General features: G+C 52.2%; 12 protein-coding genes. 4 read left to right on the forward strand and 8 right to left on the reverse strand.

From position 1 onward, the window contains the following. Positions 1-27 precede the first annotated feature (27 nt). From IPL17_RS26135 to IPL17_RS26150, 4 genes are all read left to right on the forward strand, one after another. Positions 28-3,339, forward strand: a complete 3,312-nt coding sequence (locus IPL17_RS26135; RefSeq protein WP_345310026.1) for an ATP-binding protein — start codon at positions 28-30, stop codon at positions 3,337-3,339. A gap of 78 nt (positions 3,340-3,417) precedes the next feature. Continuing rightward, positions 3,418-5,379 (forward strand): APC family permease, encoded by a 1,962-nt coding sequence (locus IPL17_RS26140; protein WP_345310027.1) that lies wholly within the window; start codon positions 3,418-3,420, stop codon positions 5,377-5,379. 11 nt (positions 5,380-5,390) lie between these two features. Next, on the forward strand, positions 5,391-6,059 hold the full coding sequence (locus tag IPL17_RS26145; RefSeq protein ID WP_345310028.1) for a TrkA family potassium uptake protein: 669 nt from the start codon (positions 5,391-5,393) through the stop codon (positions 6,057-6,059). 1 nt (position 6,060) lies between these two features. Continuing rightward, positions 6,061-6,741: an NAD-binding protein gene (locus tag IPL17_RS26150; RefSeq protein ID WP_345310029.1), complete on the forward strand. Its 681-nt coding sequence runs from the start codon at positions 6,061-6,063 to the stop codon at positions 6,739-6,741. Between the two features lie 88 nt (positions 6,742-6,829). Here the strand turns inward: IPL17_RS26150 and IPL17_RS26155 are convergent, their stop codons facing one another. The 8 genes from IPL17_RS26155 to rlmB all read right to left on the reverse strand — a co-directional run bounded on the left by IPL17_RS26155 (position 6,830) and on the right by rlmB (position 16,308). Continuing rightward, complete coding sequence (locus IPL17_RS26155; protein ID WP_345310030.1) at positions 6,830-8,644, reverse strand: ABC transporter ATP-binding protein; 1,815 nt, start codon at positions 8,642-8,644, stop codon at positions 6,830-6,832. 123 nt (positions 8,645-8,767) lie between these two features. Beyond that, complete coding sequence (locus tag IPL17_RS26160) at positions 8,768-9,418, reverse strand: ATP-binding cassette domain-containing protein (protein ID WP_345310061.1); 651 nt, start codon at positions 9,416-9,418, stop codon at positions 8,768-8,770. Beyond that, positions 9,321-10,532, reverse strand: a complete 1,212-nt coding sequence (locus IPL17_RS26165; protein ID WP_345310031.1) for an ABC transporter ATP-binding protein — start codon at positions 10,530-10,532, stop codon at positions 9,321-9,323. Before IPL17_RS26165 ends, IPL17_RS26160 begins: the two co-directional genes overlap by 98 nt. A gap of 3 nt (positions 10,533-10,535) precedes the next feature. After that, positions 10,536-11,543 carry an aminoglycoside phosphotransferase family protein gene (locus IPL17_RS26170; RefSeq protein ID WP_345310032.1) on the reverse strand — a complete coding sequence of 336 codons (1,008 nt, stop codon included), beginning with the start codon at positions 11,541-11,543 and terminating at the stop codon, positions 10,536-10,538. Further along, positions 11,509-13,665, reverse strand: a complete 2,157-nt coding sequence (locus IPL17_RS26175; protein ID WP_345310033.1) for a Tex family protein — start codon at positions 13,663-13,665, stop codon at positions 11,509-11,511. Before IPL17_RS26175 ends, IPL17_RS26170 begins: the two co-directional genes overlap by 35 nt. A 93-nt stretch (positions 13,666-13,758) precedes the next feature. Further along, positions 13,759-14,088: a hypothetical protein gene (locus tag IPL17_RS26180; RefSeq protein WP_345310034.1), complete on the reverse strand. Its 330-nt coding sequence runs from the start codon at positions 14,086-14,088 to the stop codon at positions 13,759-13,761. 65 nt (positions 14,089-14,153) lie between these two features. Further along, a complete protein-coding gene (locus tag IPL17_RS26185; RefSeq protein WP_345310035.1) occupies positions 14,154-15,479 on the reverse strand; it encodes a family 1 glycosylhydrolase in 1,326 nt (441 codons plus the stop codon). 100 nt (positions 15,480-15,579) lie between these two features. After that, positions 15,580-16,308 (reverse strand): 23S rRNA (guanosine(2251)-2'-O)-methyltransferase RlmB, encoded by a 729-nt coding sequence (gene rlmB / locus IPL17_RS26190; protein WP_345310036.1) that lies wholly within the window; start codon positions 16,306-16,308, stop codon positions 15,580-15,582. Positions 16,309-16,616: the final 308 nt, after the last annotated feature.

Genomic DNA, 16,616 nt, shown 5'->3' on the forward strand with positions numbered 1-16,616 from the left:
TTTATTTTGGGGCTATAATCCAAAACAATGAATTTCTTTTTTACGCTCATTGCAGGCATCGCCTTCCCTGCTCCGCCGACTCTTGCAGGCTGGGTTGTTTGGGTGCTTTTGCTCGGAGCATTGGTGTACTCGCTGACGTCATGGCGTGTATACCAGCCTGAATGGACAAGACGCGAGTGGGGAATTTTTACAGCTTTATTTATTTTGATCCCGATCACCAGCCTGTTCATTGGATTAAGACTGACATCCGCTTCAACCCGACCGTTGCCCGGACTGCCCGCCGAAGCAACAGGCTCCGCGCTGATGTTTTTTTCCGCCATCCCCTGGATCCTGGGAGGCGGTTTGCTTGGCCCGATCGGCGGCGCAGTGCTGGGCGCATTTGCCGGCCTTTTGCGCGGCGTGTGGGATACTTATTCCTTCTTTTCGATCCTCGAATTTGCGCTGATGGGCGCGTGGTTTGCCGCCAATAATCGTCAGCAATACCGCACAGCTGCATACAGGTGGCTTCGACAGCCGCTTATAGGCGTTTTGCTGCTGATTCCCCTACATCTTTTTTTTCATATCATCAGTTCATTATTTACCCAATGGGGTGTGGATATTTCCGCGCCTGTCACCGCAAGGCTTGACCTTGCAATAAGCAACTCCAGCGTTATTGCATTAGCATTCAGCGCTGAGATGCTTGTGGCGGGGGTGGCGGCTCAAATATTATCTTCGGTGGTCCCATATCTATGGGGAAGCAAATTACCTTTGCAGCCATCGCCCGGTGAAAAGAGCCTGCGATCAAGATTTATTTTTTCTGCGGGCACATTTATCTTATTGCTGCTTGTGACCTTGTTGATCGGAGATTGGGTGGTGGCAGGCCGTGCAGCGCGTGAGATGCTTGCAGACCGTCTTGCCAGCGCAGGGAATTTTGCCGCGCAGAGTGTGCCTTTCTTCCTTGAAACCGGCCAGAATCTGGCCGTGCAGTTAGCTTCTGAACCACCCTTACTGGATACCGGCGGCGATGAGCTGCGGGCATTTCTCGGGTCGCGGATCAAAACCTTTCCATATTTTGATCAACTCCTTGTTTTGAACGCGGACGATAAAACATTAGTGGCGGACTATCCAAACACAATAGATGGAACAAGCCCAAGACTGCATCCTGATGAAATCTCTGGTATGTCTCTGGCTTCCAATGGCGTGCTGACTCAGATCTATTCGATCCCGACGAATTCAGCGGTGGCTACTTCGCGTGTTTCTTTTATGGCAGCCATTTTGGATTCTTCCGGGCAAGTGCAGCGCGTATTGATCGGCCGTACCACATTGGAGACCAATCCACTGACATTATCGCTCATAGAAAGCATTGATCATATGCGTGATCTTGGCGGCACGGGACTTTTGCTGGATGAAAATAATCGTATTATTTATTCATCAGAAATTTCACAACCACTGACGATTTTCAAGAACGAGCGCCATAGCGAGGCGATTTTTTACGATGACACAGCCGCGGACGGTACCCGCCAATTGGTTTATTATCAGCCGGTCATCGGACATCCCTGGGCGGTTGTATTATCGGTTCCCGCGCAGCAGGCGCAGCAGATCGCATTGGATATTGCCATGCCGCTTTCGCTCATGATCATCTTTCTGTCGTTGGCAGCCATGATCTCTTTGCGTGTGGGTCTGGGGGCGGTAACCGGTTCCCTGCAAGGGCTTGCGATCGAAGCCAACCGAATCGCGGAGGGAGATCTTGATCATCCGCTTCAATTGGAAGGCGAAGATGAGGTCGGCCAACTTCGCCGCGCGTTCGAGCAAATGCGTTCTAGTTTGCAGGAGCGGCTGAAAGAGATCAATAGTCTCTTGCGTGTCAGCCAGGATGTGGCGTCCAGTCTTGAGATGCGGGATTCTGTAAAACCGGTTCTGGAAGCGATCCTTAACACTGGAGCAAATTCAGTGAGTGTTATCCTGTCGCCCAGTATCCTGCCAGATACATTTATCGAATTGCCTTCGCGTTTTGCCCTGGGTGTAAACCAGGATATGTACACTCATCTTGATGATCAGATACTGGCTATTGCCCAAAACAGGGGAAAGATCGTGTTAGCGGAGGTGAGTCAGTCTCAAGAGTTATACCTTGACCCGGATCTGCCGCAACCGCTGGCCATGCTGGCTGTGGCACTGCGTCATGAAAATCGCTACTATGGTGTGGTGTGGGCTGGTTTTGATCAACCGCGTGTGTTCCCTGATTCAGATGTGCGTTTTGTGACCACGCTGGCGGGGCAGGCTGCGCTGGCAATTGCGAATGCGCATTTGTACATGAATGTGGAAGCGTCACGACGGCAGTTGGAGGCGGTCCTTAATTCAACGACAGACCCGGTGCTGGTGACCGATCATCGCAACCGCTTGCTGCTTACCAATCACGCCGCAGCAGTTGCCCTGGGGCAGAATGCTGAGAGAACGAGCGGACAGGAAACTGAAAAAGTTGTAAAACTAAAACCTTTGCTGGCATTATTACAGAGCGCCACGACCGAGGAACAATCCACAGAGATCATGCTGGCAGATAAACGCACCTATCTTGCCACAGCTTCTTCTGTGATCGTGGAAGGCAGGCAGATCGGGCGCGTCTGTATCATGCGTGACGTAACCCACTTCAAAGAACTGGATAAAATGAAGTCGGAATTCGTGGCAACGGTCAGCCATGACCTGCGGTCGCCGCTCACCTTGATCAGCGGATACGCCAGCATGCTTGGAATGGTCGGCGAGTTGAACGAAGCTCAGCAGGGATATGTCCAGAAGATCACAGAAGGGGTGGACAATATGTCGCGGCTTGTGAAAAACCTGCTCGATCTGGGGCGCATTGAGATCGGGATTGGGCTTCAAGTGGAAAACGTGATCGTGCTGGATATCATTGAGCAGGTGACCAGCGCCCTGCAATTGCAGGCTTCACAAAAGAATATTATCTTGAGCGTGGAACTTGCCAGGGATGTGCCCCATGCCCTGGAAGCGGACCAGGCGCTTTTACATCAGGCTGTCTATAATCTTGTAGAAAATGCCATCAAATACACCCCCAATGACGGACGCGTGATCGTGCGCGCATCATCCCAGCCTGGTTATTTAATTTTTGCGGTTGAGGATTCCGGCATCGGTATCGCAGTGGATGACTTGCCGCATTTGTTCGAAAAATTCTATCGCGGCAAACAACGCGAAGCGCGCGCCCAGCATGGCTCTGGGTTGGGTCTTGCCATCGTTCATTCTGTCGCAGCCAATCATGGCGGACGTGTTTGGGTGGACAGCGTGATCGGCAAAGGCAGCACTTTCTATTTACAAATTCCCCTGATACAACCCAAAGACTCCAAGCCCGCATAAAACTGGATTCGTACTATAATCCAGCCTTGTCCTTGAAACGGGCAATGCACATCTATTTTATCTATAAGTTGGTTATTTATGATCGATCACGAACACAATTCACAAACATCCATTATTGAACGTACTGCAGATTATGTTCCACCCAAAAACTGGCGGTCCTGGTTTATCGGTCGTCCCTTATCTACAGCAGATGCATCCCACCAAACCATTGGGAAAACCGTGGGGCTCGCGGTCTTTGCATCAGATGCGCTTTCCTCCACCGCTTATGCCACCCAGGAGATCCTCGTCATCCTTGCAGCGGCAGGTACGATGGCGTTTGGGATTGTGGTCCCCATTTCCATTGCGATCGTGATATTGCTTGCGATTGTCACGATCTCTTACGAGCAGACTATTCATGCCTATCCCGACGGCGGCGGAGCGTACATCGTAGCGCGGGATAATCTCGGAGAGTTTCCCGCCCTGATCGCCGGCGCATCCTTGCTTACGGATTACATCCTGACTGTTTCAGTCTCGATCGCGTCCGGGGTTGCGCAGATCGTGTCTGCTTTCCCCGAACTATATGATTACCGGGTCGTACTCTCGGTTGGATTTATCATGTTCGTCATGTTAATGAACCTGCGCGGCGTGAAAGAGTCTGGCACGGCATTTGCCATTCCAACCTATTTCTTTGTAGTATTGATGTTCATTGCAGTAGGAACCGGTCTTTTCCGTTTATTTGTTGCCGGCACCCTTGGCACGGTCATTGACCCGCCTGAACTTCTCGCGCATGGCATCTCTACAGTGACACCATTCCTGATCCTGCATGCATTCGCCAGCGGTACCACCGCGTTGACAGGTGTGGAGGCGATCTCAAATGGAATCACTGCCTTCAAGGAACCGCGCAGCAAGAACGCAGGCATCACCCTGATTTGGATGTCTTTGATTCTGGGATCACTCTTCCTGGGGATTTCATACCTCACCAAAATGATCGGTGCGGTTCCGTCGGAAAGTGAAACTGTGATCTCGCAATTGGCGCGCACGATCTTTGGCGGGCGCGGCACCTTGTATCTTATGTTGATCGGCGCAACCACTGTCATCCTGATCATGGCGGCCAACACAGCCTTTGCAGATTTTCCGCGATTGGGCGCGCTGGTTGCAAAAGATGGATTCCTTCCCCGCCAGCTTACCTATCGTGGAAGCCGTCTGGTCTACTCGCGCGGCATCGTGGCTTTGGCGTTGATCGCATCCATCATCTTGATCATTTTCCAGGCAAGCGTGACTCGCCTTATTCCTTTGTATGCCATCGGTGTGTTTTTATCCTTTACACTGTCACAAGGCGGCATGGCGTTGCGCTGGTATAAGATCGGCAAACTCAGACCTGACGAAGAGAAAGTGGAACGCGGTTCGACTCTGCGCTTCGTGAAAGACTGGCCTGTAAAAATGCTCGTCAATGGATTTGGAGCGATCTGCACCGCTGTCGTAATGTTGGTTTTCGCGATCACGAAATTCAAGGACGGCGCGTGGGTCGTTTTGATTCTCATTCCAAGCCTGGTCACAGGTTTCTGGTTCATTCACCGTCATTACAATAATCTTGCAAAGAAACTATCGCTCGATAATTTTGGAGTGATTCCTCCACACACCATGCGCCATCGTGTGATCCTGCCGGTCAGCGGCGTGCATCAGGGGACATTGGCTGCGCTTCGCTACGCGCGCATGTTATCCGACGATGTGACCGCAGTACATGTCGTGATCGAACCATCTGACGCTGAAAAAGTCCGCGCAAAGTGGGAGACCTGGGGCGAAGGCGTGCGCATGGTCTTGCTGGATTCTCCCTATCGGCTCTTTATTGAACCTATTTTGGGATATATCTCCGAGATCGCAGCAAAGAGACAGCCCGGCGAAACGATCACGATCGTGGTGCCAGAATTTGTTTCTGACAACCGCATGACCGGCGCGCTGCATACCAACACGGCCAATATTTTGCGCGAACAACTAAAAAATCAACACGGTATCGTGATCACAAACGTGCCTTATCATGTACATGAAGAAGGCGTGGAATAAGGAGCATAAAAATGAAATTTGTTGTTATAGGTTGCGGAAGGGTTGGAGCAGAGCTCGCCTACCGCCTGTACAAAAATGGGTATCAAGTGGTGGTTGTAGACAGCAACAAAGACGCCTTCAACCGCATCCACTCTGATTTTCATGGCCGCACGGTCGAAGGGGAGGCCCTCTCCGCTGACACATTGAAACGGACCGATATGGACCACGCTGACGGCGTGGCTGTTGTTACCAACTCAGACACCATGAACGCGGTCATCGGGCATACCATTCGCATGCATTATCCTCAGGTAAAACAGGTGCTAGTTCGTAACTATGATCCTGCTATGCGTGAAATGCTTGAAGCATTTGGCTTGCAGATCGTCAGTTCCACAGCCTGGGGTGCGGAACGTTTGCAGGAATTGTTGATCAACGCCTCCTTCCGCGCGGTCTTCTCTGCCGGAAATGGTGAAGTGGAATTATATGAAATGTACATTCCCGATAACTGGCAGGATCGTTCCGTTTCGGCCCTGCTGGATGGCTGCAAAAATACGATCATTGTCGCCGCGCTGACTCGTGCGGGCCGCGCAGAATTGGCTTCCCCCGAATCGATCCTGAAAAGCGGTGATATTCTCACCGTCAGCGCGACATTGGAAGGTGTAACAGCCCTGCAGGCACGTTTGCAGGAAGGTACGGAGGCTTAATATGTTTGTTTTTATTGCTGGCGGCGGCAGGACCGGTGCGCAACTGGCCGCGCAATTATTGGATCAAAACCATCAAGTGCGCCTGATCGAGCATCGCCGTGAGTTGCTTGCGCTCTTGCATCACGAAATCCCCACGGAAGTTATTTATGAAGGCATCGCGACCGACCCGAATGTTTTAAAGCAGGCGGGACTGGATAAAGCGAATGTCCTTGTGGCATGCACCAAAGACGACGCCACCAATCTGGTGTTGTGCTATCTGGCACGCACCATGTTCAAGACCAGGCGCACGATCGCCCGCATCAATAATCCGCGCAATGCCTGGTTGTTTGACAAAAACTTCCATGTTGACGAGACCATCAACCAGGCCGATGTAATGGCGCATTTGATCCAGGAGGAAATGTCGCTCGGCGATATGATGACCCTGCTAAAACTGCGCCGCGGACGTTATGCCGTGGTGGAGGAGAAAGTCCCGCCTGGTGCGAAGGCCATCGGCATGGAACTCAAGAAACTTGGCTTGCCAGATCAATGTGTGATCGCAGCCATCATCCGTCACGGGCAGATCACCCTGCCGCGCGGCACTTCCGTACTCGAAGAAGGCGACGAAGTGCTGGCAGTGACAGATAATGAAGGCGCGATCCAATTGGCAAAATTGCTGGAACCCCCTTCAAGAGAAAATTTGTAACAAAAAGTAAATCCCCTGAAAATGTAAAAACATCATCAGGGGATTTATCATATATCGATGCGATCCAAACTTTAAGACCTGCCAATCTTTACTTCCCCACCATATCCTTAACTTGCTCTATATAAGAAAGGCTTTGATGACGGAAGTAGGTATTATACAATTCGGCATAATGCCCGCCTTGAGTCAATAATCCGTCATGGCTGCCCTGCTCGATGATGGCGCCTTTTTGCATGACCACAATGCGGTCCGCGGCTTTGACCGTGGAGAGGCGGTGCGCGATCAGGATACTGGTCGTATTTTTGAGAATTAGATTCAACGCTTGCTGGATCTGCCACTCGGTGAATGGATCAATGCTGGCGGTGGCTTCATCCAGAATAAAGATGGCCGGATTCTGAACCAGCACACGCATCAACGCTACGAGCTGACGCTGACCCATCGAGAGCCTGTTCCCACGCTCGCCGACTTCGGTATGCAATCCGTCGGGCAGAGTTTCAAGCCATTCACCATCGCCGATCTTTTTGGCGAGCTTGAGCATCTGCTCTTCAGGCACGCCCGGTACTGCGTAACGAATATTATCAATGACCGTCCCTGAGAACAAAAATGGCACTTGTGAGACGATCCCCAGCTGGCGGCGGTATTGACCCAGGTCAAACGTACGGATGTCGCGGCCATCGATCAATAAATTCCCTTTTTGAAATTCATAAAAGCGCGCGATCAATTTCGCTATGGATGATTTGCCGGCCCCGGTGTGCCCCACCAGGGCGAGAGTCTCTCCGGGTTGTATGACCAGATTGAAGTTCGTCAGGATCGGTTCCTTATCCGAATAGCTGAAATCAAAATTCTCGAACTTGATCTCGCCCTTGAGCCGCGGCACATCCTGTTTTTCAGTTTGCAGGACATTGGGGTCGGCATCGATCAACGCGAAGACACGTTCCGCGGCGGACAATCCCGACTGGATCTGCGCCCAGAACGCAGTGAGATTCAGAACTGGGAAGAAGAATTGGTCGAGGCTCATAATAAATAAATACCACGCGCCGATGCTGACCAGACCCTGCTGCGCACTCATGCCGCCCGCGTAGATCAACACGCCGACGAAAATCCCGGATAGCGCGTTGAGCGTCGGGAAGACAAGCGCCAGCACAAATCCGCGCCGGATGTTGACGTGATAGGACTGCTGATTTGATTCGTCGAACGATTTGAAAATACTTTCTTCCTGCCGAAAATTTTTCGCGATGGAAATACCGCTGATGGTTTCCTTAATGGCGGCGTTCACATCTGCCATGGCTTTCATGCCGCGCTTGGTAACGATGCGCGCCAATGCGCGGAAGCCGGCCGCCACGCCAAAAATGAACGGCATGAACGCCAGCAAGAGCAGGGACAAACGCCACTCGGTGCGGAACAGCACCACGCCAAGGATCAGCGCCTGCATCATTTGAGAAACAACGTCAGTGATAATGACCACCAGCTGGCCGAAATCATTCGTGTCGGAGGTGATGCGCGAGACGATGCGCCCCGAGGAAAATTGATCGTAGAACGAGAGGTCATGCTCGGCGGCGGCACGGAATGCGCGCGTGCGCAGGTCAAGCACAACATCTCCGACCGCGCGCACGATCAGACTCCGCCGAATCCAGTTCAGTCCCCACAAGCCGACTCCAACTCCCATGAGGGTGACGCCCACCAGGGCGATCGCCTGCGGAGTTGGTTCCTCGCGCAGCAAGTCCACCATGCGGCTGACCACCACCGGCAGCGCCGCGCCGATGAAGGCGAGGATGATGATAATGATCGATGAATACACAAGCCGTGTGACCTGTGTGCGGAAAAAGTCAGCGATGCGCCGCGTGAGTTCACGGTCGGTATACTGACGGTCGTATTTTTCTTCGTTTAGTCCGGCAAAGAAGCCCATTTTGATTTCCGATTTTTGATTTTGGATTTACGATTTTCTAAAAAGTTGTTTTACCGCTAAGCACGCGAAGGTCGCCAAGAAACCCTTTTAATCTTTTCTTAGCCCTCTTTGCGGTTGAAAGGGTTATTCCCTAAAAATTCTTGAATACGCCTCGGAGGTCTTCATCAATTCATCATGTGTGCCGATGGCGGCGATGCGTCCCTTGCGCATGACGATGATCAGGTCTGCCCAGCGGATCTGCGACAGGCGGTGTGTGATGATAAAGGTGGTGCGTCCACGCGCAGCGTTGGAGATGGCGCGCTGAATTTTGTCCTCGGTGGCAGAGTCGATAGCGGAAGTGGAATCATCCAGCACGAGAATGCGCGGGTCGGTCAGGAATGCGCGGGCAAGCGCGATGCGCTGGCGTTGTCCGCCGGAGAGGGTCACGCCGCGTTCGCCGACGACCGTGTCATATTGCTGGTCAAAGCCCTGAATGAAGTCATGCGCCTGCGATGCTACAGATGCGGCGATGACCTCTTCCCTGGTCGCATCCGGTTTGCCGAAGGCGATGTTGTTGCTCAGGGAGCGCGAGAACAAAAAGATATCCTGCTCGATAATCGAGATCTGCGAACGCAGCGCGGCCAGATTCCATTCGCGCGCATCCACGCCATCGATCAAGACCTGCCCGGCTGTGACATCATAGGTGCGGTTGATCAATTTTGCCAGCGAGGTTTTCCCCGCGCCGGTCTGCCCGACAATGGCAACGGTCTGTCCCTGTTTTATTTTGAATGAAATATCCTGAACAACAGGCTCGCCTTTTGGGGTAGGCAAATGAGACGCCGCGAAACTCAACTTCGCCGCGCATGTTCGAGGTCAGGCCGGATGCGTTCTGGTCGAGATAAGTCTCACTGTTGATAAGTTCCAAAATTCGGCGTGAGCTGGAAAAACCTGAAGAGATCAGGGAGTAAGCCCATGTCGAAGTGAAAGTCGGGAATTCCAGCAAACGCAGGAGGCCGAAGTACCCAACCACAGCACCGAGATCAATTGTCCCTGCGCGGAAAAGCAGCAGCGCATGCACAAGTCCGCCCGCGTAGGCCATGCCGAGGATCAACATGGCAATATATCTTCCTTCGAGGTCGCCCTGACGCACAAAGGCATCGCGCACGCGGCGGGCATTGGAAACGAAGCGGTCCACCTCCGAGCCTTCCTGTGCGGCGCCTTTCATCACTTCAACGCCGTCCAGTGATTCGGATAAATGTGTGTTCATGTCGCCAAAGGTCGCGCGCACTTCATCGGTGATGGGTGAGAGAGTTTTTAGATAACCGACCAGCGCAATAAAATAAATGATGGTGAATATGACGGGCGTGATCAGAAGGGACGGGTGATAGCGCGGCGCGGCGATGAGCAGCATCACGATGAACATGAACGAACCGACGACCAGGTTCACGCCGGGGTTGAACATGAAGTTCACTTCGCGCACATCGTTCGTCGCACGCGCCATCGTATCGCCAACGGGCTGCAAATTGTGAAAGGTCATGCTTTTTCCGAGCAATGAAAGATACAACTCATCGCGGATGTCGCGTTCCATGTACTGCGCCATCAATTCTGCGCCGAAGTTGCGCCCAAGCTGCAGCACGCCGCGAATGATCTGTGAAATGCCAATCGTGATGGCCAGCGGCAACAATACCGAAGTGTCCGGCGGCAGTTTGATCATCGCATTGAACGCATCGCCGGTCAATACCGGCACATACGCCGCCAGAGCTGCGTTTCCGATCGCTCCGACGACGAGCATCACCATGATCCAGAGATATGGACGCGAATGCGAAAGGATCCATTTGACGGCGCTGGTGTGGTTATAAGTGTATTTGCGATGTAGAGTAAATTCTGCGGGAAGTGTGATCGAGGACATTTTTTAATTGTACCAGTTTGATCCATTGCTTATTTCGAAAAACAGCTGTGCGCATCCCATTGTATATTTCCAATCCATGCCGTCTTGAATATCCCACCATGTGGAAAGGACCGCATGAGCCGCTGCCCAGTTAAGAATGATTTCGCGCTCCCAGCCCAATCTCTCCGCGAGGATGCTGACCCGCCTCTCTGTCTGCGCCCTAAAATTGACTCTGTCCGAAGTGCTGTTCCATGGGTTGATCATGAGCGGACCGATCTCATAGCCCGCAGGTCCAACGACTCCCTTGGGGTCGATCACCAGCCAGCCGCGTTCAGAGGATAGGATGTTGAAATGATGGAAATCCCCGTGAAGCAATTTTATATTTTTATCCGCAAATAATTCAGGCAAAACAAATTCGACATATCCCAACAGTTTTTTTGGAAATGGTCCCGGCCCGCCGTTGAAATGCGGGCGTATGCTTTTCAGCGCTTCGAACCAATTAGATAATTTTATGAAATTATTCTGGAGTGGAACAGCTTGTTGTTCCACATCTGGCAGCAAGCTGCCAGACTCCAGAATCTCCGCTGGCTTCCAAATCTTTTGCATCACATCCACTGCGATGTGGGTACGTTCATCGTCATTCTTCAATTCAGAAAGCATCGTACCTGGCTTAAGCCTTTCCAATAATAAAGCGCCATGTTCTTCATCTGCCTCAAGCAAACGGCAGGCGCCATCCCCGTTGAATAACTTCAAGGCCGCCATCTCGCTAGTCAATTCAGGATTGGGAACACCGATCTTTAAAACGACATCTTGATTTCCACGTTTTGCGAATGCCACAAAATTATAGGAGAGATTTGAAACAGGCTGTACATCCTTTAATCCCCAGCGTTGCGATGCATCCTCGATCAATACAGGAAGGACGGCAAGAAATTTCCTGCCGTCCTCTTTGAATACATTTTGAATGGTGGTGATGAATGGATCAGGGAGCTGCATGTTCTCAGGCTTTGACCCAGCCCAGACCAATACGTCCACGTTCGGTTTCGATCTTTTGGATTTCAACGTCAATGATGTCGCCGACTTTCAAAACCGTGCCAAACGGGATCTGGCTCTTGTGCAGTAAGCCATCCTGCTTCACACCAATATCCACGAAAGCGCCAAAGTCCACTACATTGCGGACAGTGCCTTTGAGCTGCATGCCTGTCAGCAAGTCTTCGGCTTTAAGCACGTCCGAGCGCAGGATGGGGGCGGGGGTATCGGAGCGCGGGTCACGGCCTGGGCGGACGAGTTGCTCGAGGATGTCTTTCAGTGTGGGTACGCCGCAGTTTAATTCTTTGGCTAACTCTTCGAGGGAGGTCTTTGCGGTGAGGGATTCCAAGGCGGCGATTCTGTCTGGGATGGACGAATCAACTGTCAGCGCAGCGCGAGCGAGAATGGATTCTGCTATCGCGTAGGATTCTGGATGGATCGCTGATTCATCCAACGGGTTCGCCCCATTTCGAATCCGCATGAAGCCTGCTGCCTGTTCAAAAGCCTTTGGGCCAAGCCCAGCGACCTTCTTCAATGCGGCGCGTGACTTGAACGGTCCGTTGCTGTCGCGATGCGTGACGATGTTGGTGGCGAGTTTGGGACCGATGCCCGCGACATGCGTCAGCAGCGCGGAACTGGCTGTGTTGACATCCACGCCGACCTTGTTGACCACACTTTCGACCACGCCATCGAGGGCATGCGTGAGCGCGGTTTGATCGACATCGTGCTGATACATGCCCACACCAATGGACTTGGGGTCGATCTTGACGAGTTCAGCGAGCGGGTCTTGTGCGCGGCGGGCAATGGAAACCGCGCCGCGGATGGTGACATCGAGATCGGGGAATTCGGCGCGGGCGAGAGATGACGCAGAATAAACCGATGCGCCTGCTTCATTGACGATGAGATATTTGGTTTGTAGGGGCGCAGCATGCTGCGCCCTTACGAGTTCAGCGGCAAGCCTCTCCGTTTCGCGTGAGGCGGTGCCGTTGCCGATGGTAATGAGCGTGACGTGGTGGCGGTTGATCATATCCTGCAAGGTGTTGATCGAACCCTTCCAATCGTTCTTCGGCTCGTGCGGATAGATCACTCCTGTGTCGAGTAACTTGCCAGTGGCATCCACAACAGCAACTTTGCAGCCTGTGCGGAAGCCAGGGTCGAGGCCGAGCACAACATGATTGGCAAGCGGAGCCTGACCGAGCAGGGCGCGCAAGTTGGTGGCGAAGACTTGAATGGCATGGTTGTCTGCGACTTCGCCTTTTTCACGGCGGACATCGCGTTCGATGGCGGGGAGCAATAATCTCTCAGCAGAATCTCGAATCGCGAGTTCGAGCTGTTCCGCGAAGGGACTGATGATGTCTTCTTCAAATTCAGCTTGAATGGCATTCAGCCAATCGCGTTCAGGCACATCCACATGCACACGCAGAACGCCTTCTTTTTCTCCGCGCGTGATGGCGAGGATCTGGTGCGGCAGAAGTCGGTTGACGTTGCCTTCAAATTCATAATAGGATTCGTAGACAGCTTTTTCATCGACAGAGTCTTTAATTCTTTCCACGCGGACTTTGCCAAACTTGAGCGCCTTCTCACGTGTCGCCGCGCGGACGTTGGCATTCTCGCTGATCATTTCAGCGACGATGTCACGTGCGCCTTGCAGGGCTTCTTCGATGTTGGGGACTTGCTCATTTAAGAATTTCTTTGCAATTTCCTCAGGGGAATCTGATGCTTGTTTCAAAATAAGATCAGCCAGCGGCTCCAGCCCCTTTTCACGGGCGACCATGGCGCGGGTGCGGCGTTTCTTTTTATACGGCGCATACAGGTCTTCGAGCGCGGTCATGCTGACAGCAGCATTGATCGAGTCGCGTAATTCGTCAGTGAGCTTGCCTTGTTCTTCAATAGAAGCAAGGATGGAAACTCGGCGTTCGTCGAGTCCGCGCAGGCGGATGAGTTCATCAGCAATGATTCGGATCTGTTCGTCGTCGAGCGAGCCCGTCATTTCCTTACGGTAACGTGCAATGAACGGGACAGTGTTGCCTTCGTCTAGTAAGTTGATAACAGCCGTAACTTGCGAAGGCTTGACATTGAGTTGGGATGCGATCTGTTCTGCGTGAGTCATAGGGATGGATTTTATCATGGGGAAATTGGTTGAAAGCCAAAGGTCAAACGTCGAAGGCCGTCAAATAGAATTGCACACAGAGACTACTCTCAATGCGCCGCCGTCAATCACTTACGGATATTTTTCTTTTACGATGGGGCTTTCCAATAACCAGCCTGTCAAAAGTGTGTAACCTGCAACCACGCATAAGATAATTGCAGAGACGGTCCAGGAGCGGCCTTCGAAAACACGCTGCTGAATAATATCGCTTAGCGTGAACAACCAGATCACCGCGCCAAGGATTGTCAATGCCTGGATGGTTCTCAGACTCCAGCGTTTCTTGATGACCAGCAGGAATGGCGCAGCTAAACATATCAGCAAGGGGATGGGGGTGGAAGCCCGCAGAAAATGAGCCGCAAGCAATATCGCGGATAATGCCAACAAGGTGATTCGTAGTTTCATCTTTTGTTCCTTTTATTAAACTGTAGGTGCGGAGCAATGCTCCGCACCTACGCTTACAAGATAATTTATGATGGAAAAATCTTCTCAAAAACCTCGGGGCAATACTGCTGAACCATCTCAGAGGAGATGCCGTTCTCTTTGCAGATCTCGGCATAAAAATCCACAGAAGGCCGCCTGATTCTTTTTTGCGTGTCTACATCCAATCCCCACAAACCGAAGCGCTGGGTCCAGCCGCGCTCCCATTCGAAATTATCAACCAATGACCAGTGGAAATACCCCTTCACAGGCCAGTTGAAATTACACGCGCGCCAGACTTGATGCAAATGCTGGGCAATATAGCGCGGACGCATGTGATCATCGAAATCTTCCACGCCGTTCTCAGTAATGATGATCGGCAGATGAGGATAGGTATGGTCGATCCATTTGATGGAGTTGTAAATACCTTCGGGAATATTGGCGAGGAAATTCGTATCGCTCATATCCGCATCTTTGGGGTAGCCGCTGTTCGAGAATAACTCACCAGGCTTAAACAGGTCAAACCAGACCGTATCCACAGAGTAATAATTCAACCCTAGATAATCCTGCGTGCCTTTGGCCTCAGGAATATTCTGATTGCCGATGGGTGATCTCATTACGCCTGTTGAAACAGCGGAGGGAAAACCCATATTGATTCCATCGTAGCGGATGTTGCGCATGAGTCTATCCAGCGGAGACCACTTCAAGCGCGGAACCATCGGGCGGTAATGCAGCGCATACCCCACGCGCGCTTCGGGCTGCAGCTCGTGGATGGCACGATAGGCAGCAGCGTGCCCGCGGATCATATTGCCAAGCACGCGCATGGATAATCTCAAATTCTTTTTTCCAGGCGGGAATGCGCCCTGCACATAACCGCTCAATGCGTACACGTTCGGTTCGTTGATCGTGCACCAGAGCGTGACGTACTCCTTGAACGCATCCACCACCTTGCGCACGTAGCGTTCAAACAACGGGACGATTGCTTCTGTTTCCCATCCGCCTTTTTCTGTCACCCAGAGCGGATCAGTGAAATGATGCAGGCTGACCAGCGCGGTCATGTTGCGTTCCTTCAACCCGCGCAGCATGGCGCGATATTTTTCAATGGCTTCTTCATCCCATGTGTCAGGCGTGGGCTGGATGCGGCTCCACTCGATCGAGAAGCGGTGCGCATTCTGCCCAGTTTCGGCGGCGCGGTCAAAATCCTCCCGCCAGCGGCCACCCCACCAATCGGCGGCCAGACCAGACTTGTGCACGGTGTGACCCGCTTCTTCCCACGCGTGCCAATTGTTGTTCGTGTTGTTGCCTTCCACTTGATGCGAGGCAGTTGCCGTTCCCCATAAAAATCCTTTTGGAAAATGAAATGTTGCTTGAGGCATGGATTGTTTTCCTGATTGATTATTTTTTACCGCGAAGAGCGCCAAGGTCGCTAAGAAAAAAGGTTTTAACTTTGCGCTCTTTGGGTGCTTTGCGGTTAATTTATTTCGGGCGTGATAAATACGCGAGATACAATGCCACCGACCCCGCGACGGCGGCGTTGAGGGATTCGATCCTGCCTTTCATGGGCAGTTTCAAAACGATGTCGCATTTCTTTCGGACGAGGTCATGCAGCCCTTCGCCCTCCGAGCCGACGACGAGCGCCAGCGCACCTTTCAGATGACGCGAGCCCGCTTCGATTTCCGCCCCGGCCTGATCCAGTCCGACGACCCAGATGTCATTCTCTTTGAGCGCATCTATCGTCTGGGACAGATTCGCCTGCGCGATGAGCATGTGCTCGCTCGCGCCCGAGGACGCGTTGACCACGGCGGGCGTCACATCCACCGTGCGCGCGGACGGGATGACCACGCCATGCACGCCAAGCGCCTCGGCCGTGCGGATGAGCGTGCCGAAGTTCTGCGGGTCTTGCAGCGAATCAAGCATCAGGATGAAAGGCAGTTCGCCTTTCGCGCGTTCGAGGATCTCGATCACATCCGAGTACGGGTATCCGCTGACCTCGGCCACGATGCCCTGATTGTTCTGATGCACCTTATCCAGCTTGGGACGCGGCACACGGCTGACCTTTATTTTCTGTTGAAGCGCCAGCTTGATGATCTCGGCGATCTTGCCTTTTTCCTGAACCCCTTCGGCGATCTCGATCGAGAATATCTGCCTGCGCCTTGCGCTCAAGGTTTCATAGACTGCATTACGGGAATAGATGAGTTCTTTCATATTAATGTTGATTTTACTTTAGAAAAATGGGATGCGGGTTAGAGATGGAAAAGCATGAGTATATGGCTGGTGGGAGTCTACCTTCAAAAAGGAGGGAAAACCACAGCGAAAATGGGACATCTGGCTAAAAATACTGGGCATAATAACAAGATGTGGGGGTGAGTGGCGTGAAGTGGGGAAACATCATTTCAGATATCCCAGTAGTTTTATAATGGCTCGTGACGGTTTCTTAAGGTCAAGAACATTCTAAAACATCAAATGCTTTCCAACCACATAATTTGAAATTGATCTTACTCACTCAACAAATT

It is taken from the genome of Candidatus Villigracilis saccharophilus, from assembly GCF_016711665.1.

Bases quoted from the DNA above. Each gene is read 5' to 3' on its own strand.
- IPL17_RS26135 (WP_345310026.1), top strand. From the start codon at position 28: ATGAATTTCTTTTTTACGCTCATTGCAGGCATCGCCTTCCCTGCTCCG.
- IPL17_RS26140 (WP_345310027.1), top strand. From the start codon at position 3,418: ATGATCGATCACGAACACAATTCACAAACATCCATTATTGAACGTACT.
- IPL17_RS26145 (WP_345310028.1), top strand. From the start codon at position 5,391: ATGAAATTTGTTGTTATAGGTTGCGGAAGGGTTGGAGCAGAGCTCGCC.
- IPL17_RS26175 (WP_345310033.1), bottom strand. From the start codon at position 13,665: ATGATAAAATCCATCCCTATGACTCACGCAGAACAGATCGCATCCCAA.
- IPL17_RS26165 (WP_345310031.1), bottom strand. From the start codon at position 10,532: ATGTCCTCGATCACACTTCCCGCAGAATTTACTCTACATCGCAAATAC.
- IPL17_RS26185 (WP_345310035.1), bottom strand. From the start codon at position 15,479: ATGCCTCAAGCAACATTTCATTTTCCAAAAGGATTTTTATGGGGAACG.
- IPL17_RS26155 (WP_345310030.1), bottom strand. From the start codon at position 8,644: ATGGGCTTCTTTGCCGGACTAAACGAAGAAAAATACGACCGTCAGTAT.
- IPL17_RS26150 (WP_345310029.1), top strand. From the start codon at position 6,061: ATGTTTGTTTTTATTGCTGGCGGCGGCAGGACCGGTGCGCAACTGGCC.
- rlmB (WP_345310036.1), bottom strand. From the start codon at position 16,308: ATGAAAGAACTCATCTATTCCCGTAATGCAGTCTATGAAACCTTGAGC.
- IPL17_RS26180 (WP_345310034.1), bottom strand. From the start codon at position 14,088: ATGAAACTACGAATCACCTTGTTGGCATTATCCGCGATATTGCTTGCG.